Origin of the sequence: Streptomyces sp. NPDC060232, assembly GCF_042726555.1 — a bacterium.
Classification (GTDB): Bacteria; Actinomycetota; Actinomycetes; order Streptomycetales; family Streptomycetaceae; genus Streptomyces.
Genome location: NZ_JBHXAG010000006.1, coordinates 30,895 through 46,378, shown reverse-complemented (window position 1 = coordinate 46,378; position 15,484 = coordinate 30,895). Strand labels below are relative to the sequence as shown.

Here is a 15,484-nt window from a genome sequence, read left to right as displayed (position 1 = left end):
CGCCCCGATCACCCCTGCCGCGTGCCCGCCTCCAGAGCCCGCGCGAGGTACGCCGCCGTCCGGCCCCGGCCCGCCGCCGCCACCTCCTGCGGGGTGCCGGCGGCGACGATCCGGCCGCCCTCGGCGCCGCCGCCCGGACCCAGGTCGATCACCCAGTCCGCGCCCGCCACCACGTCCATGTCGTGCTCCACGACCACCACCGAATGCCCGGCGTCCACCAGGCCGTGCAACTGCCGCAGCAGCACCCGCACATCGGCCGGGTGCAGCCCCGTCGTCGGCTCGTCCAGCACGTACAGCGTGTGGTCCCGACGCTGCCGCTGGAGCTCCGTCGCCAGCTTGATCCGCTGCGCCTCGCCGCCCGACAGCTCGGTGGCCGGCTGCCCCAGCCGCAGGTAGCCCAGCCCGATCTCCTCCAGTGCCCGCAGGCTGCGCGCCGCCGCCGGCACACCGGCGAAGAAGCCGGCCGCGGACTCCACCGTCAGCCCCAGCACCTCCGCGATGTCCAGGCCCCCGTACCGGACCTCCAGCGTCTCGGCGTTGTACCGCGCGCCGCCGCACTCGGGGCACGGGGCGTACGTACTCGGCAGGAACAGCAGCTCCACCGAGACGAAGCCCTCGCCCTGGCACGTCTCGCACCGGCCACCCGCCACATTGAAGGAGAACCGGCCCGCCTTCCAGCCGCGCGCCTGCGCCTGCGGCGCCGCCGTGAACAGCCTGCGCACCACGTCGAACAGCCCGGTGTACGTGGCCAGGTTGGACCGCGGGGTCCGGCCGATCGGCTTCTGGTCCACCTCCACCAGCCGGCGTACGGGGAATCCCGGTTCGGCGATCCGCTCACCGACCTCCCGGGCCAGCACCTGGCCGACCAGCGTGGACTTCCCCGACCCCGACACCCCGGTCACCGCGGTGAACACCCCGAGCGGGAAGGTCGCGTCGAGGCCCCGCAGGTTGTGCCGGTCCACCCCGCTCAGTCGCACCTCCCCGGCCGGCCCGCGCACCGCCCGGGCAGGCGCAGCCGGCTCACGTGCCGCGAACAGGTGCCGGGCGGTCGCCGACTCCGCCACGCCGGCCAGGGCCGCGGGCGGCCCGCTGTGCAGTACCCGCCCGCCGCGCTCCCCGGCCAGCGGGCCCACATCCACCAGCCAGTCCGCGTGCCGCACCACGTCCAGATGGTGCTCGACGACGAAGACGGTGTTCCCGGCCTCCTTCAACCGGTCCAGTACGGCGAGCAGCGCCTCGGTGTCGGCCGGGTGCAGCCCCGCCGACGGCTCGTCCAGCACGTACACCACGCCGAACAGCCCCGACCGCAGCTGCGTCGCCAGCCGCAGCCGCTGCAACTCGCCCGCGGACAGGGTCGGCGCGGTCCGGTCCAGGCTCAGGTAGCCGAGCCCCAGCTCCGTGACGGGCCCGATCCGCGACCGCAGGTCGTCGGCCAGGACCCGCGCGGCCTCCCCGTCCAGGGGCGCGCAGGCCAGTACGGCGTCCAGGTCCGTCAGCGCCAGCGACGCGAGCTGCGCGATGGTCCGCCCGGCGAAGGTGACGGCGAGGGCCTCCGGGCACAGCCGGCGCCCCTCGCACACCGGACACGGCGAGTCGGCGAGGAACTTCTCGGCGCGGGCCCGCAGGGTGGCGCTCTTGCTGTCGGAGAACGTCCGCATGACATAGCGGTGGGCGCTCATGTACGTGCCCTGGTAGGGCCGTTGGATCCGGTCCGCGTCCCGCACCGGGTGCACGGTCACCACCGGCTGCTCCTCGGTGAACAGGATCCACTCGCGGTCCTTCGCGGGCAGCTCCCGCCACGGCCGGTCCACGTCGTGGCCGAGTGTCTCCAGGATGTCCCGCAGGTTCTTGCCCTGCCAGGCACCCGGCCAGGCGGCGATGGCGCCCTCGCGGATCGACAGGCCGGGATCGGGGACCAGCAGCTCCTCGCCGGTGCGGTGGACGCGGCCGAGGCCGTGGCAGGAAGGGCAGGCGCCGGCGGCCGTGTTGGGCGAGAACGCGTCCGAGTCCAGCCGAGGCGCGCCCGGCGGATACGTACCGGCCCGCGAGAACAGCATGCGCAGGGAGTTGGACAGCAGCGTCACCGTACCGACCGAGGAGCGTGAGCCGGGGGAGGAGCGGCGCTGCTCCAGCGACACCGCCGGCGGCAGGCCGGTGACGGAATCCACCTTCGGGGCTCCGATCTGGTGGATGAGGCGGCGGGCGTACGGGGCCACCGACTCGAAGTACCGGCGCTGGGCCTCGGCGTACAGCGTGCCGAAGGCGAGCGAGCTCTTCCCGGAACCGGACACCCCGGTGAACACGGTCAGCGCGTCGCGCGGGATGTCGACGTCGACGCCGCGCAGATTGTGCTCCCGGGCGCCCCGCACCCGCACGTAGGGATCGCGGCCGGTCGGGGGTTCGGTGGGCTGGTGCATTCGTCCCACTTTACGGCCCGGTCCCGGGAAGCCCTCACGGCCGCAGGCCCGCGATCCGGGCCGGCCGGGTGGAGAAGTCCCGGAGGGGCCCGATGGTCGTAGGCCGAGGTGGGACCAGGAGTTCGTCCGCTGCGCGACCGGCCGAGTACGGGGAGTCTGCGGATCGCGCAGGAGTCAACGCCCGGGGGACGCCTGGGGGATCCCCGGGCGGCCTCCGTGGCACGGCCTAGGCTGGCCGGATGAGTGAGAAGCGCACCTCGCGGCCGTTGGCCGTCTTCGACATCGACAACACCCTGGCCGACACCGCCCACCGCCAGCACTTCCTGGAGCGCCGCCCCAGGGACTGGTCCGGTTTCTTCGCCGCGGCCCCGGCCGATCCGCCGCTCGCGCGCGGGATCGCCCTGGCGGTGGAGAGGGCGGCCGACTGCGAGGTGGTGTACCTGACCGGGCGGCCCGAGCGGTGCCGGCCGGACACGGAGGAGTGGCTCACCCGGCACGGTCTGCCCGAGGGGCGGCTGTGGATGCGCGGCAACCAGGACCGGCGGCCGGCCCGGACGACCAAGCTGGAGGTTCTGGGCCGGATCGCCCGGGGCCGGGAGGTACGCGTGCTCGTGGACGACGACGAACTGGTCTGCCAGGCCGCGCGGGCGGCCGGCTTCCGCGTGCTCGTCGCCGACTGGGCGGCGGACGCGCCCGAGCTCAAGTCCGGCCAGGAGGTTGAGGGCCGGACCTGAGCGGCTCAGGGGAGCGTCGGGGGGTGTCCGCCCGACACGCCCGACACACCAGTCCCGCGGTTACACCGATCCCGCCGATCCCGCCGGTTACACCGATCCCGCCGGTCCCGCCGGTCCCGCCGGTCCCGCCGGTCCCGCCGGTCCCGCCGGTCACGGCAGTCCCGTCGGCGGGGCGGGCCCGCCGGGCCCGGCAGTGCGCTACGGCCGGGCCGGCCGGCCTACCACCCGCAGGGGACGGGCCTCAGTCCTCGCCTTCGAGTCGGAAGCCGACCTTCAGCCCGACCTGGTAGTGGGCGATCTCCCCGTTCTCGATGTGGCCGCGTACCTGGACCACCTCGAACCAGTCCAGATTCCGTACGGTCTGGCCCGCCCGGGCGATGCCGTTGCGAATGGCCTGATCGATGCCCTCGTGGGAGGTGCCGACGATCTCGGTCACCCGGTACGTGTGGTTGGACATGGAGTCTCCCGACAGTGGGTCGCTTTTGCCTGGTTCTACGGTGCCCCAGTAAGTCCTGCTGCGCGAACTTTGCGCCAACAATCCCGAGCGAAAGACCCTTGACCGGCCTATTGGTCTATGCCAATTTCGAGCCATCCGAGACCGAGCCCCAGAAGGTGACCCTCTTGAAGATGCGCTTCCTCGCCGTGTGCACGGCCCTCGCGGCCGCGACCGCCCTCACGGGCTGCAGCCAGTGGGCCGATCCGGCCGCAGGGCGCCAGAAGGTGACGCTCTGGCTGATGAAGGGCAGCGCCTCCGAGGACTTCGTCGACCGGTTCACCGCGTCCTTCGAGCAGGAGCACCCCGATGTCGACCTGGACGTCAGGATCCAGGAGTGGACGGGCATCGGCGACAAGGTCAACGCTGTCCTGAGGGGCACGAGCAAGGAACCCGCCGACGTCATCGAGGTCGGGAACACCCAGGTCGCGCAGTACATCGAGACCAAGGGCCTGTCCGAACTCACCCTTGAGGGACTGCGTGAGTGGGACAGCAAGCACTGGCTCAAGGGCCTCGCCGAGCCGGCGAGCGTCAACGGCGCCCAGTACGGCGTCCCCTGGTACGCCGCCAACCGCGTGGTCGTCTACAACAAGGACCTCTTCGCCGACGCCGGGATAAAGACCCTGCCCAAGAACCGGCAGGAGTGGATCCAGGTCACCCAGAAGCTCGACAAGGGAGACCGCCAGGGCATCTACCTCGCGGGCCAGAACTGGTACGTCCTGGCCGGCTTCATCTGGGACGAGGGCGGCGAGCTCGCCGTCGAGACGGGCGGCAGATGGGTCGGCACCCTCGACGACGAGAAGGCCCTGGCCGGCATGGAGTTCTACAAGCAGCTCCAGGGCCTCGGGGACGGCCCCAAGGACGCCGATGAGGAGACGCCCCCTCAGTCGCAGGTCTTCGCCCGAGGCCAGGTCGCCCAGATCATCGCCCCGCCCGGCCAGGCCGCCGAGATCGAGGCGGCCAACCCCGCGCTGAAGGGCAAGCTCGGCTTCTTCCCGATCCCCGGCAAGTCCTCCGACAAGGCGGGCTCCGTCTTCACCGGCGGCTCGGACCTGATCATCCCGGAGCGCACCGGGAACCGGAAGGCCGCCGTCGACGTGATCACGGCCCTGGTCAGCGAGAAGTGGCAGACCGAACTCGCCCGCACGATGAGCTACGTACCGAACAAGACCACCCTCGCGCACGTGGTCGAGGGCAACGAGGGCGCCACCAACATGGCTCCCGGCGCCGCCCAGGGCCGGGCCACCCCGGCCTCCGCCCGCTGGGCCGAGGTCGAGGCGAAGAACCCGATCAAGCCCTACATGACGGCCGTACTCACCGGCCAGGACCCCAAGCAGGCGGCCCGCGCGGCCTCCGAGGAGATCGGCCGGGTCCTCAGCTCGGACCGCTGACCCGGCGGCGGTGCCCGCCGAGGAGTCCCGCCGCCGCGCCGGGTACCGGCGAGTTCAGCGTCCGCACACCCGAGGGCCGCAGAGCGGTCATGTCGAATCCAGCCGGTCACGGAAGAAGTAGAGGAGCCAGGCCACCACCTGCCGGCCTGGCCCTCCGTGCCCGGTTCAGGAGCCGCCATGACCATCGCACCCCTGTCCCTGTCCCCGTCCCCGTCCACGGCCCCCGCCTCCCCGCTGCCCACCCGCACCCCCGCCCCGGCCAAGGCCGCCGCCCCCGCCTCGGGCCCCCGCTACACCGTGCGCCTCGCCCGCGACGAGGACGAGGTACGGGCCGCCCAGCGACTGCGCCACCTCGTCTTCGCCGGGGAGCTCGGCGCCCGCCTCGACGGCCCCGAGCCGGGCCTCGACGCCGACGCCTTCGACGCCTACTGCGACCACCTCCTCGTCGTCGACGAGGAGGCCGAGCAGGTCGTCGGCACCTACCGGCTGCTGCCCCCCGAGCGCGCCGCCGTCGCCGGCCGCCTCTACTCGGAAGGCGAGTTCGACCTCTCCGCGCTCGCGCCCATCCGCCCCGACCTCGTCGAGGTGGGCCGCTCCTGCGTGCACCCCGACCACCGCAACGGCGCCGTCATCGCCCTCATCTGGGCGGGCCTCGCCCACTACATGGACCGCACCGGCCACAACTGGCTCGCCGGATGCTGCTCGATACCGCTCGCCGACGGCGGCGTCCTCGCCGCGGCCACCCGCGAGAACGCGCTGACCCGCAGCCCCGCACCCGAGGAGTACCGGGTCACCCCCCACATCCCCTGGATCCCGGAGGGCATCGCCTTCCCCGACCGCATGGAGCTGCCCCCGCTGCTGCGCGGCTACCTGCGCCTGGGCGCCTGGGTCTGCGGCGAACCCGCCCTCGACGCCGAGTTCGGCTGCGCCGACCTGTACGTGCTGCTCTCCCTTCGCCGGACCAGCCCGCGCTACCTCAAGCACTTCCGCTCGCTCATCCCGGGCGCATGAGCGCCTGGCTGCCCACCTCGCCCTGCACCCCCGAGGCCTGCGCCGGCCACGAGGGACGGACCGCGAGCGTCCCGCACGCGGTCCTGCGGCTCACCGGCGCCGTGGCCCTGGTCCTGCTCGGGATCCTGGGCGCCCCGCCGGTCCGGCTGCTGCCGGCCGGCCCCCGGCACGCGGTGGTACGGGCCTGGTCGGCCGTACTGGTGCGCGCCTTCGGCATACGGACAACCGTCCACGGCAGGCCGGGCCGGCGCGGCGGCCGCCTGCTCGTCGCCAACCACATCTCCTGGCTCGACGTCCTGCTCGTCGCCGCCGTCATGCCCTGCCGGATGCTGGCCAAGAGCGACATCCGGGCCTGGCCCGTCCTCGGCCGCCTCGCCGGGCGGGCCGGAACCCTGTTCATCGAACGCGACCGGATCCGCGCGCTGCCCGCCACCGTCACCACGATGACCCGCGCGCTGCTCGCCGGCGACCGGGTCGCCGTCTTCCCCGAGGGCTCCACCTGGTGCGGGCGCGCCCAGGGCGCCTTCCGCCGGGCCGCCTTCCAGTCCGCCCTGGACGCGAAGGTCCCCGTACAGCCCGTGCACCTCGCCTACCTGCGCCCCGACGGGAGCCCCGCCGGGGCGCCCGCCTTCGTCGGGGACGACCCGCTGACCGCCTCACTGTGGCGGATCGCCCGGGCCCGCGGGATCCGGGCCGAGGTCACACTGCTGCCGCGGATCCCGCCGGGCCGTCACACGGACCGGCGGGGCCTCGCTGCCGCCGCTCAGCGGGCGGTGGCCGACCGGGCGTCCGAGCGGACGCCGCGGCCGGCCCCGGGGCTGTCCGCTCAGACCACGGGCCCGTCGGCGACCGACAGGGACAGCGCGAAGCGGCCCGCCGCGTCGGTCCACCACTGGGTCAGCTCAAGCCCGGCCGCGGCCAGTTCCTTGCGTACGCCCTCCTGACGGAACTTCGCGGACACCTCCGTCAGGATCTCCTCACCCGCCGCGAACGGCGCCACCAGGTCCAGTGCCCGGATCTTCACCGTCAGCTCGGACCGGGCCCGCAGCCGCATCTCGATCCACTCCTGCTCGCTGTTCCACACCGCCACGTGCTCGAAGTCGGCGGTGTGGAAGTCGGCGTCCAGCTCCCGGTTGATGACGGCCAGCACGTTCTTGTTGAACTCCGCCGTCACCCCGCGCGCGTCGTCGTACGCCGCCACCAGCACGGCCTCGTCCTTCACCAGGTCCGTGCCCATCAGCAGTGCGTCGCCGGGTGACAGCATCGCCCGTACGGACGCCAGGAACACCGCCCGCTCCGGCGGCAGCAGGTTGCCGATCGTGCCGCCGAGGAACACCACCAGCCGGGGTCCGGGAGAGTCCGGCAGGTGCAGCGCCGCGGTGAAATCGGCCAGGAGGGCGTGCACCCTCAGCCCCGGATGGTCGGCGAGCAGCGTCTCGGCCGCGCCCCGCAGGGCGCTCTCGCTCACGTCCACCGGCACGTAGGTGTCCAGCGCCGGCATCGCCTCGATCAGGTGCCGGGTCTTCTCGGAGGAGCCGGAACCGAGCTCCACCAGGGTGCGGGCACCGCTCACGGCGGCGATCTCCCGCGCCCGCTCCAGCAGGATCTCCCGCTCCGCGCGGGTCGGGTAGTACTCGGGCAGCCGGGTGATCTCCTCGAAGAGCTCACTGCCCCGCGCGTCGTAGAACCACTTGGGCGGCAGCACCTTGGGCGTGTGGGTCAGCCCGTGCAGCACGTCCGCGCGCAGTGCGGTCTCCGCCGCGTCCTCGTCGAGGGTCCTGGTCAACTGGAAGCTGGTCACGAGCGGTTCTCCTTGAGCGGGGTCAGGCGGACCCGGGTGGGGGCGGCGGTCAGCAGGTTCCGGTCGGGCACTTCGCACCACCGGGTGTCGTCGTCGTACGGCTCGGACGCCACCACGGTGCGCCCGCCCGCGGGATCGGCCAGGTACCAGAGCGAGTCGCCCCAGGCGGTCGCGGCGATCGTCGCCCCGTCCGTCAGGAGCAGGTTCAGCCGGGAGCCGGGCGCGGCCGAGGACAGCTCCCGCACCGCCTCGGCGAGCGCCGTGCCCAGGTCGTCCCCGGCCCGCAGGCGGCGCCGCACCAGCGCCCAGACCAGCGCCGAGTCCGTGCGGGCCGACAGCTGCAGCAGCTCCTCGGGCGGCAGCGCCGCCGCGAGCGGGGCGGCCGCCGCGGGCCAGTTCCGCACCGCGCCGTTGTGGCTGAACAGCCACGGCCCGTCCGTGAACGGAGCGGCGGCGGCCTCACCGTCGGCTCCGGCCAGTGTGGCGTCACGTACGGCGGCCAGCACGCAGTTGCTGCGTACGACCCGGGCGAGATCGGTGAAGGTCAGATCGCCCCAGATCGGCCCGGCGCGACGGTAGCGGGCGGGGACCGGGTCGCCCTCCGCGTACCAGCCGACGCCGAAGCCGTCGGCGTTGACCGTGCCGTGCCGCTGGCGGCGCGGCTCCCAGGACTGGCGGACGAGTGAGTGCTCGGGGTCGCTGAGCAGCTTCCCGAGCCTCACCTCCGGCCCCACATAAGCGAGATGACGGCACATCAGACGTCCCTCGCGGTGCGGAAGCCGGAGAAGATCTGCCGCCTCACCGGCAGGTCCCAGTTGCGGAAGGTGCCCCGGCAGGCCACCGGGTCCACCGCGAAGGAACCGCCCCGCAGCACCTTGTGCTCCGGGCCGAAGAACACCTCCGAGTACTCCCGGTAGGGGAAGGCCCGGAAGCCCGGGTACGGCAGGAAGTCGGAGGCCGTCCACTCCCACACGTCGCCGATCAGCTGGCGCACGCCGAGCGGGGAGGCCCCGGCCGGATAGCTGCCCGCGCGGGACGGGCGCAGGTGGCGCTGCCCCAGGTTGGCGTGGGCGGGGGTCGGGTCCGCGTCGCCCCACGGGTAGCGGGCCGAGCGGCCGGTCGCGGGATCGAAGCGCGCCGCCTTCTCCCACTCGGTCTCCGTGGGCAGTCGCCGGCCCGCCCAGCGGGCGTAGGCGTCCGACTCGTACCAGCTGACGTGCAGAACCGGTTCTTCATCGGGGACGGGCTCGGTCACCCCGAAGCGGCGGCGCAGCCACTCGCCGCCCTCGCGGTGCCAGAACAACGGTGCCTCGATCGAGTGCCGGCGGATCTGGTCCCAGCCGGCCGCCGCCCACCAGCGGGGTTCGTGGTAGCCGCCGTCCGCGATGAAGGCGCGGTACGCGCCGTTCGTCACCGGCAGTGTGTCCATCCAGAACGCCGCGGTCTCCCGCTGGTGCGCAGGCCGTTCGTTGTCCAGCGACCACGGCTCGGTCGAGGTGCCCATCGTGAACGGGCCGGCGGGTACGAGGACCTCGCAGGCGCCCGGGGGATCGTAGGGGGCGTCGGGCTCCGGGGCGGTCAGCACGGGAGCACCCCGCCGCAGCTGATGGGTGATCAGCATCGTCTCGTCGTGCTGCTGTTCGTGCTGTGCGATCATCCCGAACGCGAATCCGTCGTCCAGGAGCGCGCTGCCCTCCAGCGGGGTGCGCTCCAGCAGGTCGAAGACCCGGCCGCGGACCTCGGCCGCGTACCGGCGGGCCTCCTCGGGTCCCAGCAGCGGCAGCTTCGGCCGTTCGGCACGCGGATGCTCGAAGGCGTCGTAGAGGGGGTCGATCTCCGGGCGCATCGACTCGCGTCCGGCGACCCGGCGGAGCAGCCACAGCTCCTCCTGGTTCCCGATGTGCGCCAGGTCCCAGACCAGCGGGGACATCAGCGGGGAGTGCTGGGCGGTGAGGTCGGCGTCGGTCACCGCGTCGGTGAGGGCCGCCGTCCGGGCGCGCGCGGCGGTCAGCGAGGCGGCCGCCCGTTCTCGCAGCCCGGGGTGGGATTCGGTGGTCATCGCAGGGCCTCCTTCCCCTCGGGCCGAGACTGCGGCGGTTCGTCACCCGGACATCGGCCGCGCAGCACGAAGCGCTCGGCGAACGCGCCGACGGTGTCCCGGACGTGGGTGCTCGCGCCGAGACGGGGCAGCGCCTCGGCCGCCGCGCGGAAGCAGGTCTTGGCGGCCGCCCGCAGTTCGGGATCGGCCAGACCGTGCCGGGCGGCGGACCGCCAGAGCGGATTGCGGGGCGCCGGCTGCGCACCGTAGGCGTCGGCCAGGGCCTTGGTCACCCGGTAGGCGGTCTCGGCGGCCTCCGGGTCGTCGAACAGCGCGTGCACGACGGCCACCGGGACCAGCCATCCGTCGTCGCCGGGCTGCGCGTCGATCATGCGCAACTCCAGGTGGCCGCGAGGCCGCACGGGCGGGAACAGCGTGGTGAGGTGGTAGTCCAGGTCCTCGGCGGTGGGCGCCCGCAGGGCCCGCCCGTCGTCGCCCGAGCGCAGCCAGTCGCGGAAGGTCGTACCGGGCGGGACGTCCCACGCCTCGCCCTCGTACGACCGTACGCACATCACCTCGGTGTCCAGTGCCTGCCGCACCCAGCCGTCCCGCGGTTCCGCGTCCAGCGGTGGGGCGAGGGTGCGCCGGGAGTCCAGGTCGTTCCAGATCCCCTGGCGGGAGCAGCGCCAGCCGGCGTACGGGCCTTCGTGCGCGGGGGAGTTGGCGAAGGCGGCCACCAGGACCGCGCCCAGCAGATGGGCCATCCGCCAGCGCCGGCCGTGGCCGAGCACGCCCGGCTCCTCGTGCCCGGCGTCCACGCAGACCTGCACGGAGGCGGAGGCGCACATCATGGCGCGGCCGGCCGGGCCGGTGCGGTCGAAGTAGGCCTCCATCGCGTCGTAGCGCGGGCTGTTCAGCAGCCGGTGATACGGGAGGCGCGGGTCGCGGCCGAGGCCGTGCAGGACCAGTCCCTGCTCGCTCAGGGCGGCGCGGACGGCCGTGAGGTCGTCCTGGAGCCCGTTCACGCACCCGGTGAGGGAGGTGGCGGGGGCCGAGCTGAGTTCGAGCTGGCCGCCGGGCTCGACGGTCACCCGGGAGTTCAGGGGCAGGCCGCGAGCCGCGGCGTGCGCCGCCCGGAGCCGCTCGGGGGTCACGCGCAGTCCGGGCCGCTCGGCGTCCAGCACCAGCCATTCGAGTTCGGCGCCGAGCAGACGAGGCGGGCCGGTCTTGAAACAGATCCCGTGGATCAGGTGCTCCGCCTGCGTCTCGCTGATCGCGGGGGAGGGGGGAGCGTCGCCTGGCGGGGGTTGCGGAACGGGTGGGTCAAGGGGCATGACCGGGTCCTCTTCTCCTGTCGTCGGCCGTGACATCACCCGTGCCTACCCCTCCCTCGGGCACAAAATCCTTTGCCGCCGGGGAAAGGAGTGCTGAGGATGGCGGCGTGAGCAGCAGATTGCGCGAGATCGCGCGGGAGAACGCGGAGATCCTGGCGGCCGGGGGGTATCGGACGCGGGCCGGACGGCAGATCGACCTCGCCGCCGCCCTGGCGGACGCCAAGGCAGGAACCAGAATATATGGACCAAACCGCGTCATTCCAGGCGAACGGCTCGTAGGGCGTGGCCGCGCGACGGCCGTCGAGGTCACGGGGGAGAGCAGTACGGTCGCTGCCCGTAGGCTCGCGGCGGACGCTCCGCAGGACGCTGGGGCGGACGCCGGGGCGGCCGGGGCGGCGGCTGCGGTGGCGGTCCTGAACTTCGCCTCGGCCCGGAATCCCGGGGGCGGCTACGTCCGTGGGGCCAAGGCCCAGGAGGAGGCCCTGTGCCGCGCCTCCGCCCTGTACGAGACGCTGCTGGAGGCCCCGGAGTACTACGAGGTGCACCGTGCGGAAGTCAGCACCTTCTACACCGACCGGGTGATTCACTCGCCCGGGGTACCGGTCTTCCGTGACGACCGGGGCCACCTGATGGAATCGCCGTTCCTGGCATCCTTCCTGACCTCGCCCGCTCCGAACGCGGGCACGATCCTGCGGCAGGAGCCGGAGCGGGCCGCGGAGATCCCCGGGGCGCTCGCCCGGCGTGCGGAGCTCGTCCTGGAGGTGGCGGCGTGGCACGGGTACCGGAGGCTGGTGCTCGGGGCGTGGGGCTGCGGGGTGTTCCGCAACGACCCGGCCCAGGTGGCAGAAGCCTTCCGCGGGCTGCTGTCGGGCCGTTTCGCGGGAACCTTCGACCGCGTGGTCTTCGCGATCCTGGACCGCGATCCGTCCACCCGCGAAGCCTTCGAACGAGCCTTCGCGGCCTTCCGGGCCTGAGGGCGGGCCCGGGGCCGCGTGCGGCCCGGGCCCGCAGCCGAGGGTGCGAACCCGGCGGGATCCGGCCGCGTCCCCAACCGCACAGGGCAATACGCCCAGGCAATACGCCGAGGGTGCCGATCTCCAGGATGGTGCGGGCGCCCCTGATCCGGGCCGGGAGGTGCGGCAACTTGCCCTGGTTCGGTGCGACCTGACGAGCGGGCAGTCCCGCCGCCTCACCGCCTGTGGCGGCGGCCGTCAGCGCCTCGGCGCTTACGTCGAGGCGCAGCCCGTCGACGTGCGCGTCGACCGCCGTCCAGGTCTGCTGGCCCACGGGCCCCTGGCGTCGCCATAGGGGTTCGTCCGTGCTCGCTCCAAGGGAACTTACAGGACGCGCCCCTCCGCCTCGTGGTGTGCGCCCGTGCACAGCGCCCAGGCGACGAGGATGTTGATCGCGATGAGCACCAGCGCCCACAAGGGGTAGTACGGCAGCCACAGGAAGTTGGCGAACGCGCCCAGACCGGCGACGGTGATGCCGAGGTAACGCGCCCACAGGGCGCCGGTGGCGAGGATGGCGCATCCGGCCGCGACGAGGACGATGCCCAGGATGAGGTGGACCCAGCCCCAGCCGGTCAGGCTGAACTCGAACAGGTAGTGGCGCGTCACGACGAACAGGTCGTCGCTGGCGACGGCGGCGATCCCCTCGAAGAACGCCATCGCCCCGCCGAAGATCATCAGGACCGCAGCCAGAAGGGTTCTGCCCGAGGCGGCCGCGTGCCACGGGTCCGGATGCGTGCGGGCCGCCTGCGACCCGCCGGCGTCTGTGGCCATTTCTGTCTCCTTGGGTGCCAGGGCCGGGCGGCCGGGCGGGCCGGGGCCGGCGAGATCCCCCCTTCAGCGTGTCACGGGTGCTTACCGTCCGCATTCCGGCCTGTCGACCGAGGGCGCCCGCGCCCGCCCCGCGTCGCGCAGTGCCGCCCCGGGCCGCCCCGCCCGCGCAGTGCCGCGCCGCCCCGCGCAGTGCCCCCGCTCCCGCCCCGGCTCCGCCCCCGTGACGTCCCCTCAGCCCGGTCGCCGCGCCGCCCAACCCTCCGCCGCCTCCACCTGCGCGGCCAGCCCCAGCAGCAGCGGCTCCGAGTCCGCAGGACCGAGCAACTGGGCCCCCATCGGCAGCCCGTCCTCCGTCAGCCCGGCCGGGATGTTCACCCCCGGCCAGCCCAGCACGTTCCACGTCCAGGCATACGGGCAGGCGGCGATCATCGCCCGGTCCGTGGCCATGGCCCCCATCCCGGCCAGCGCACCGATCCGCAGCGGCCCAGTGGCCGTCGTCGGGGTCACGACCACGTCGAAACGGCCGAAGATCTCGCCGACCCGCCGGTGCAGCAGGGCCTCCGCCCGGCGCGAGACCCGCAGCGGCAGACCCCCCAGCAGGCGGCCCGTCCGCACGGCCTGGTGCGTGCGCGGGTCCAGCAGCGCCGGATCCGGCGTCCGCGTCGCCCAGTCCCGTACGCCGCTGGTCGCTCGGGGTACGAAGGTCAGGCCGATCGGGCCGTATCGGGGGTCCTCCGGGATCACCTCGTGGCCCAGCGACTCCAGCCGCGCGGCCAGCCGCTCCACCGCGGAACGCACCTCCGGGTCGAGCGACTTGGGCGTCGCCGTGAAGGGCATCCCGAAGGAGAGCGCGATCCGCAGCCGGCGCGGGGTGCGCCGGGCCGCCTCGACCGCGCGGATGCGTGCCGGGCGGTGCAGGTCCCCGGGGTGCGGTCCGCTCGCGGCGTCCAGCAGGAGCGCCGCGTCGGCGACCGTGCGGGCCAGCACCCCGTTGACCGTGAGCCCGTTGAAGGACTCCGGCTCCGGCCAGGTGGAGATGCGCCCGCGCTGCGGTTTCACTCCGACCAGATGGGTCCAGGCGGCGGGGATCCGCACCGACCCGGCTCCGTCCGAACCGAGCGCGGCCGGGACCAGGCCCGCCGCCACGGCCGCCGCCGAGCCGCCCGAGGAGCCACCCGGCGTGTAGGACCGGTTCCACGGATTGCGGGTCTCGCCGAAGGCCCCGCCCTCGGTGAAGGGCCACTGCCCCAGCTCCGGCGTCTGGGTCTTGCCGACGATGACCGCACCGGCCGCGCGCAGCCTGCGTACCGCCTCGCTGTCGGCGGTCTTCCTCGCGAAGGCCCCGGCGCAGCCGAACGCCGTCGGCTCGCCGGCCACGTCCATGTCGTCCTTCACGGCGATCGGCACCCCGAGCAGCGGCAGCCGCTCGCCCGCGGCGAGCCTGCGGTCGGCCGCCTCGGCCTCGGCGAGCGCCGCTTCGGCGCGGACCGTCCGGAACGCGTTGAGCTCGGGCTGCGCCGCGGCGATCCGGCGTAGCGCATCCTGCGTCAACTCACGTGCGGAAACACTCCCTTCGGCCAGTGCGGCGGCCATCTCGACCAGGCCGCAGGGCATGGTGGCTCCTGCGGTGGACTCCGCCGTGACGGCTGCCGAGACCGCTCCCGTGACCGCAGCACCGGATGACTCCGACATCGCGAACCCTCCCCCATTACCGATCGGTAGGAAGACCGTAACGGGGAGCCGCCCCGGATGTCAGAGCAAGGACGAGACCTCCTCGCCCCAGCAGGAGAGCGTGTCCACGGCCCGCCAGCGGTACGGGCCTTCCACCAGGGCCGCGGCGCGGACCCGCTCGCGGTGCCCGGGTATCCGCTCGGCGAGGGCGGGCAGCCGGAGCACGGCCAGGAGCACCCCCAGAGCCGCCCCGCGGACCTCGGGCGGCCCGGCGTCGAGGAAGGGCCGCGCGGCCGCATAGAACTCAGGGGCGAGATCGAGGAAGGCCTCGATGTCCTCCTCGTCGCCGTAGGGCCGCTCCCGCTGCGCCATCGCCTCCACCACCGAGTCGCCGAGCCAGCTCAGCAGCCCGGCGCGCAACGGGAACGGGGCTTGCGGACCGAGGTCGTCCTCCTCCTGCGCGCAGCGGTCGGTGACCCGCGCGAGCGTCCGCGGATCCCCGAGGACGGCGGCCGCGAACCGGGCGGCGGGAGCCGTGGCGGTGTAGAAGACCTGCTGGCGCGTGTGGGCCTCGACCAGGGCCCGGAAAGCCCAGCCCTGTACGACGGGATCCTCGTCGAGGAGTTCCAGCAGGATCACGGGCGTGGCCGGCGCCACGTCCGGGCAGCAGTGTTCCACCGCGTTCCAGTCGGTCTGCAGCAGCAGGTCCCGCGGGTCGACCAGGGCTTCGTGTTCACCGGCGTCGCTCATTGCGCCAGTGTCGCAACCGCCTCTGACATCCGGCGGACTGATCCACCACCAGTCGACCGA

At 73.7% G+C, this 15,484-nt stretch carries 14 protein-coding genes; 5 read left to right on the top strand and 9 right to left on the bottom strand.

The genetic code is table 11. From position 1 onward, the window contains the following. Window positions 1-8: 8 nt before the first annotated feature. Window positions 9-2,417: an ABC transporter gene (locus tag ACFWFZ_RS11485; protein ID WP_387120104.1), complete on the bottom strand. Its 2,409-nt coding sequence runs from the start codon at window positions 2,415-2,417 to the stop codon at window positions 9-11. A 239-nt stretch (window positions 2,418-2,656) separates the two neighbouring features. Between ACFWFZ_RS11485 and ACFWFZ_RS11480 the strand changes: the two genes are divergently transcribed. Further along, window positions 2,657-3,151: a hypothetical protein gene (locus tag ACFWFZ_RS11480; protein ID WP_387120100.1), complete on the top strand. Its 495-nt coding sequence runs from the start codon at window positions 2,657-2,659 to the stop codon at window positions 3,149-3,151. A 241-nt stretch (window positions 3,152-3,392) separates the two neighbouring features. Here ACFWFZ_RS11480 and ACFWFZ_RS11475 read toward each other — a convergent pair whose 3' ends face one another. Further along, on the bottom strand, window positions 3,393-3,608 hold the full coding sequence (locus ACFWFZ_RS11475; protein ID WP_030663252.1) for a dodecin: 216 nt from the start codon (window positions 3,606-3,608) through the stop codon (window positions 3,393-3,395). A 164-nt stretch (window positions 3,609-3,772) separates the two neighbouring features. Between ACFWFZ_RS11475 and ACFWFZ_RS11470 the strand changes: the two genes are divergently transcribed. The 3 genes from ACFWFZ_RS11470 (at window position 3,773) to ACFWFZ_RS11460 (ending at window position 6,990) form a co-directional block, all read left to right on the top strand. Continuing rightward, a complete protein-coding gene (locus ACFWFZ_RS11470; RefSeq protein ID WP_387120097.1) occupies window positions 3,773-5,035 on the top strand; it encodes an extracellular solute-binding protein in 1,263 nt (420 codons plus the stop codon). 177 nt (window positions 5,036-5,212) lie between these two features. Beyond that, entirely contained in the window at window positions 5,213-6,046 is an 834-nt protein-coding gene (locus tag ACFWFZ_RS11465) for a GNAT family N-acetyltransferase (protein ID WP_387120094.1), read from the top strand. Then, window positions 6,043-6,990 carry a lysophospholipid acyltransferase family protein gene (locus tag ACFWFZ_RS11460; protein ID WP_387120091.1) on the top strand — a complete coding sequence of 316 codons (948 nt, stop codon included), beginning with the start codon at window positions 6,043-6,045 and terminating at the stop codon, window positions 6,988-6,990. Before ACFWFZ_RS11465 ends, ACFWFZ_RS11460 begins: the two co-directional genes overlap by 4 nt. Here ACFWFZ_RS11460 and egtD read toward each other — a convergent pair. From egtD to egtA, 4 genes are read right to left on the bottom strand one after another with little or no spacing between them, the layout of a single operon-like run. Further along, on the bottom strand, window positions 6,873-7,847 hold the full coding sequence (egtD, locus tag ACFWFZ_RS11455; RefSeq protein ID WP_387120088.1) for an L-histidine N(alpha)-methyltransferase: 975 nt from the start codon (window positions 7,845-7,847) through the stop codon (window positions 6,873-6,875). The genes ACFWFZ_RS11460 and egtD overlap by 118 nt on opposite strands. After that, window positions 7,844-8,602 (bottom strand): ergothioneine biosynthesis protein EgtC, encoded by a 759-nt coding sequence (gene egtC / locus ACFWFZ_RS11450; RefSeq protein ID WP_387120086.1) that lies wholly within the window; start codon window positions 8,600-8,602, stop codon window positions 7,844-7,846. Before egtC ends, egtD begins: the two co-directional genes overlap by 4 nt. Beyond that, window positions 8,602-9,906 (bottom strand): ergothioneine biosynthesis protein EgtB, encoded by a 1,305-nt coding sequence (gene egtB / locus ACFWFZ_RS11445; protein ID WP_387120083.1) that lies wholly within the window; start codon window positions 9,904-9,906, stop codon window positions 8,602-8,604. Before egtB ends, egtC begins: the two co-directional genes overlap by 1 nt. After that, window positions 9,903-11,219: an ergothioneine biosynthesis glutamate--cysteine ligase EgtA gene (egtA, locus tag ACFWFZ_RS11440; RefSeq protein ID WP_387120078.1), complete on the bottom strand. Its 1,317-nt coding sequence runs from the start codon at window positions 11,217-11,219 to the stop codon at window positions 9,903-9,905. The genes egtB and egtA overlap by 4 nt, the downstream gene beginning before the upstream one ends. 107 nt (window positions 11,220-11,326) lie before the next feature. Here egtA and ACFWFZ_RS11435 point away from each other — a divergent pair, with 107 nt between their 5' ends. Then, on the top strand, window positions 11,327-12,193 hold the full coding sequence (locus ACFWFZ_RS11435) for a TIGR02452 family protein (protein ID WP_387120075.1): 867 nt from the start codon (window positions 11,327-11,329) through the stop codon (window positions 12,191-12,193). A 363-nt stretch (window positions 12,194-12,556) separates the two neighbouring features. Here the strand turns inward: ACFWFZ_RS11435 and ACFWFZ_RS11430 are convergent, their stop codons facing one another. From ACFWFZ_RS11430 to ACFWFZ_RS11420, 3 genes are all read right to left on the bottom strand, one after another. Further along, window positions 12,557-13,003 (bottom strand): hypothetical protein, encoded by a 447-nt coding sequence (locus ACFWFZ_RS11430; protein WP_387120073.1) that lies wholly within the window; start codon window positions 13,001-13,003, stop codon window positions 12,557-12,559. A gap of 231 nt (window positions 13,004-13,234) precedes the next feature. Next, a complete protein-coding gene (locus tag ACFWFZ_RS11425) occupies window positions 13,235-14,617 on the bottom strand; it encodes an amidase (protein WP_387120640.1) in 1,383 nt (460 codons plus the stop codon). A gap of 138 nt (window positions 14,618-14,755) precedes the next feature. Next, window positions 14,756-15,424: a hypothetical protein gene (locus ACFWFZ_RS11420; protein ID WP_387120070.1), complete on the bottom strand. Its 669-nt coding sequence runs from the start codon at window positions 15,422-15,424 to the stop codon at window positions 14,756-14,758. Between the last annotated feature and the right edge of the window lie 60 nt (window positions 15,425-15,484).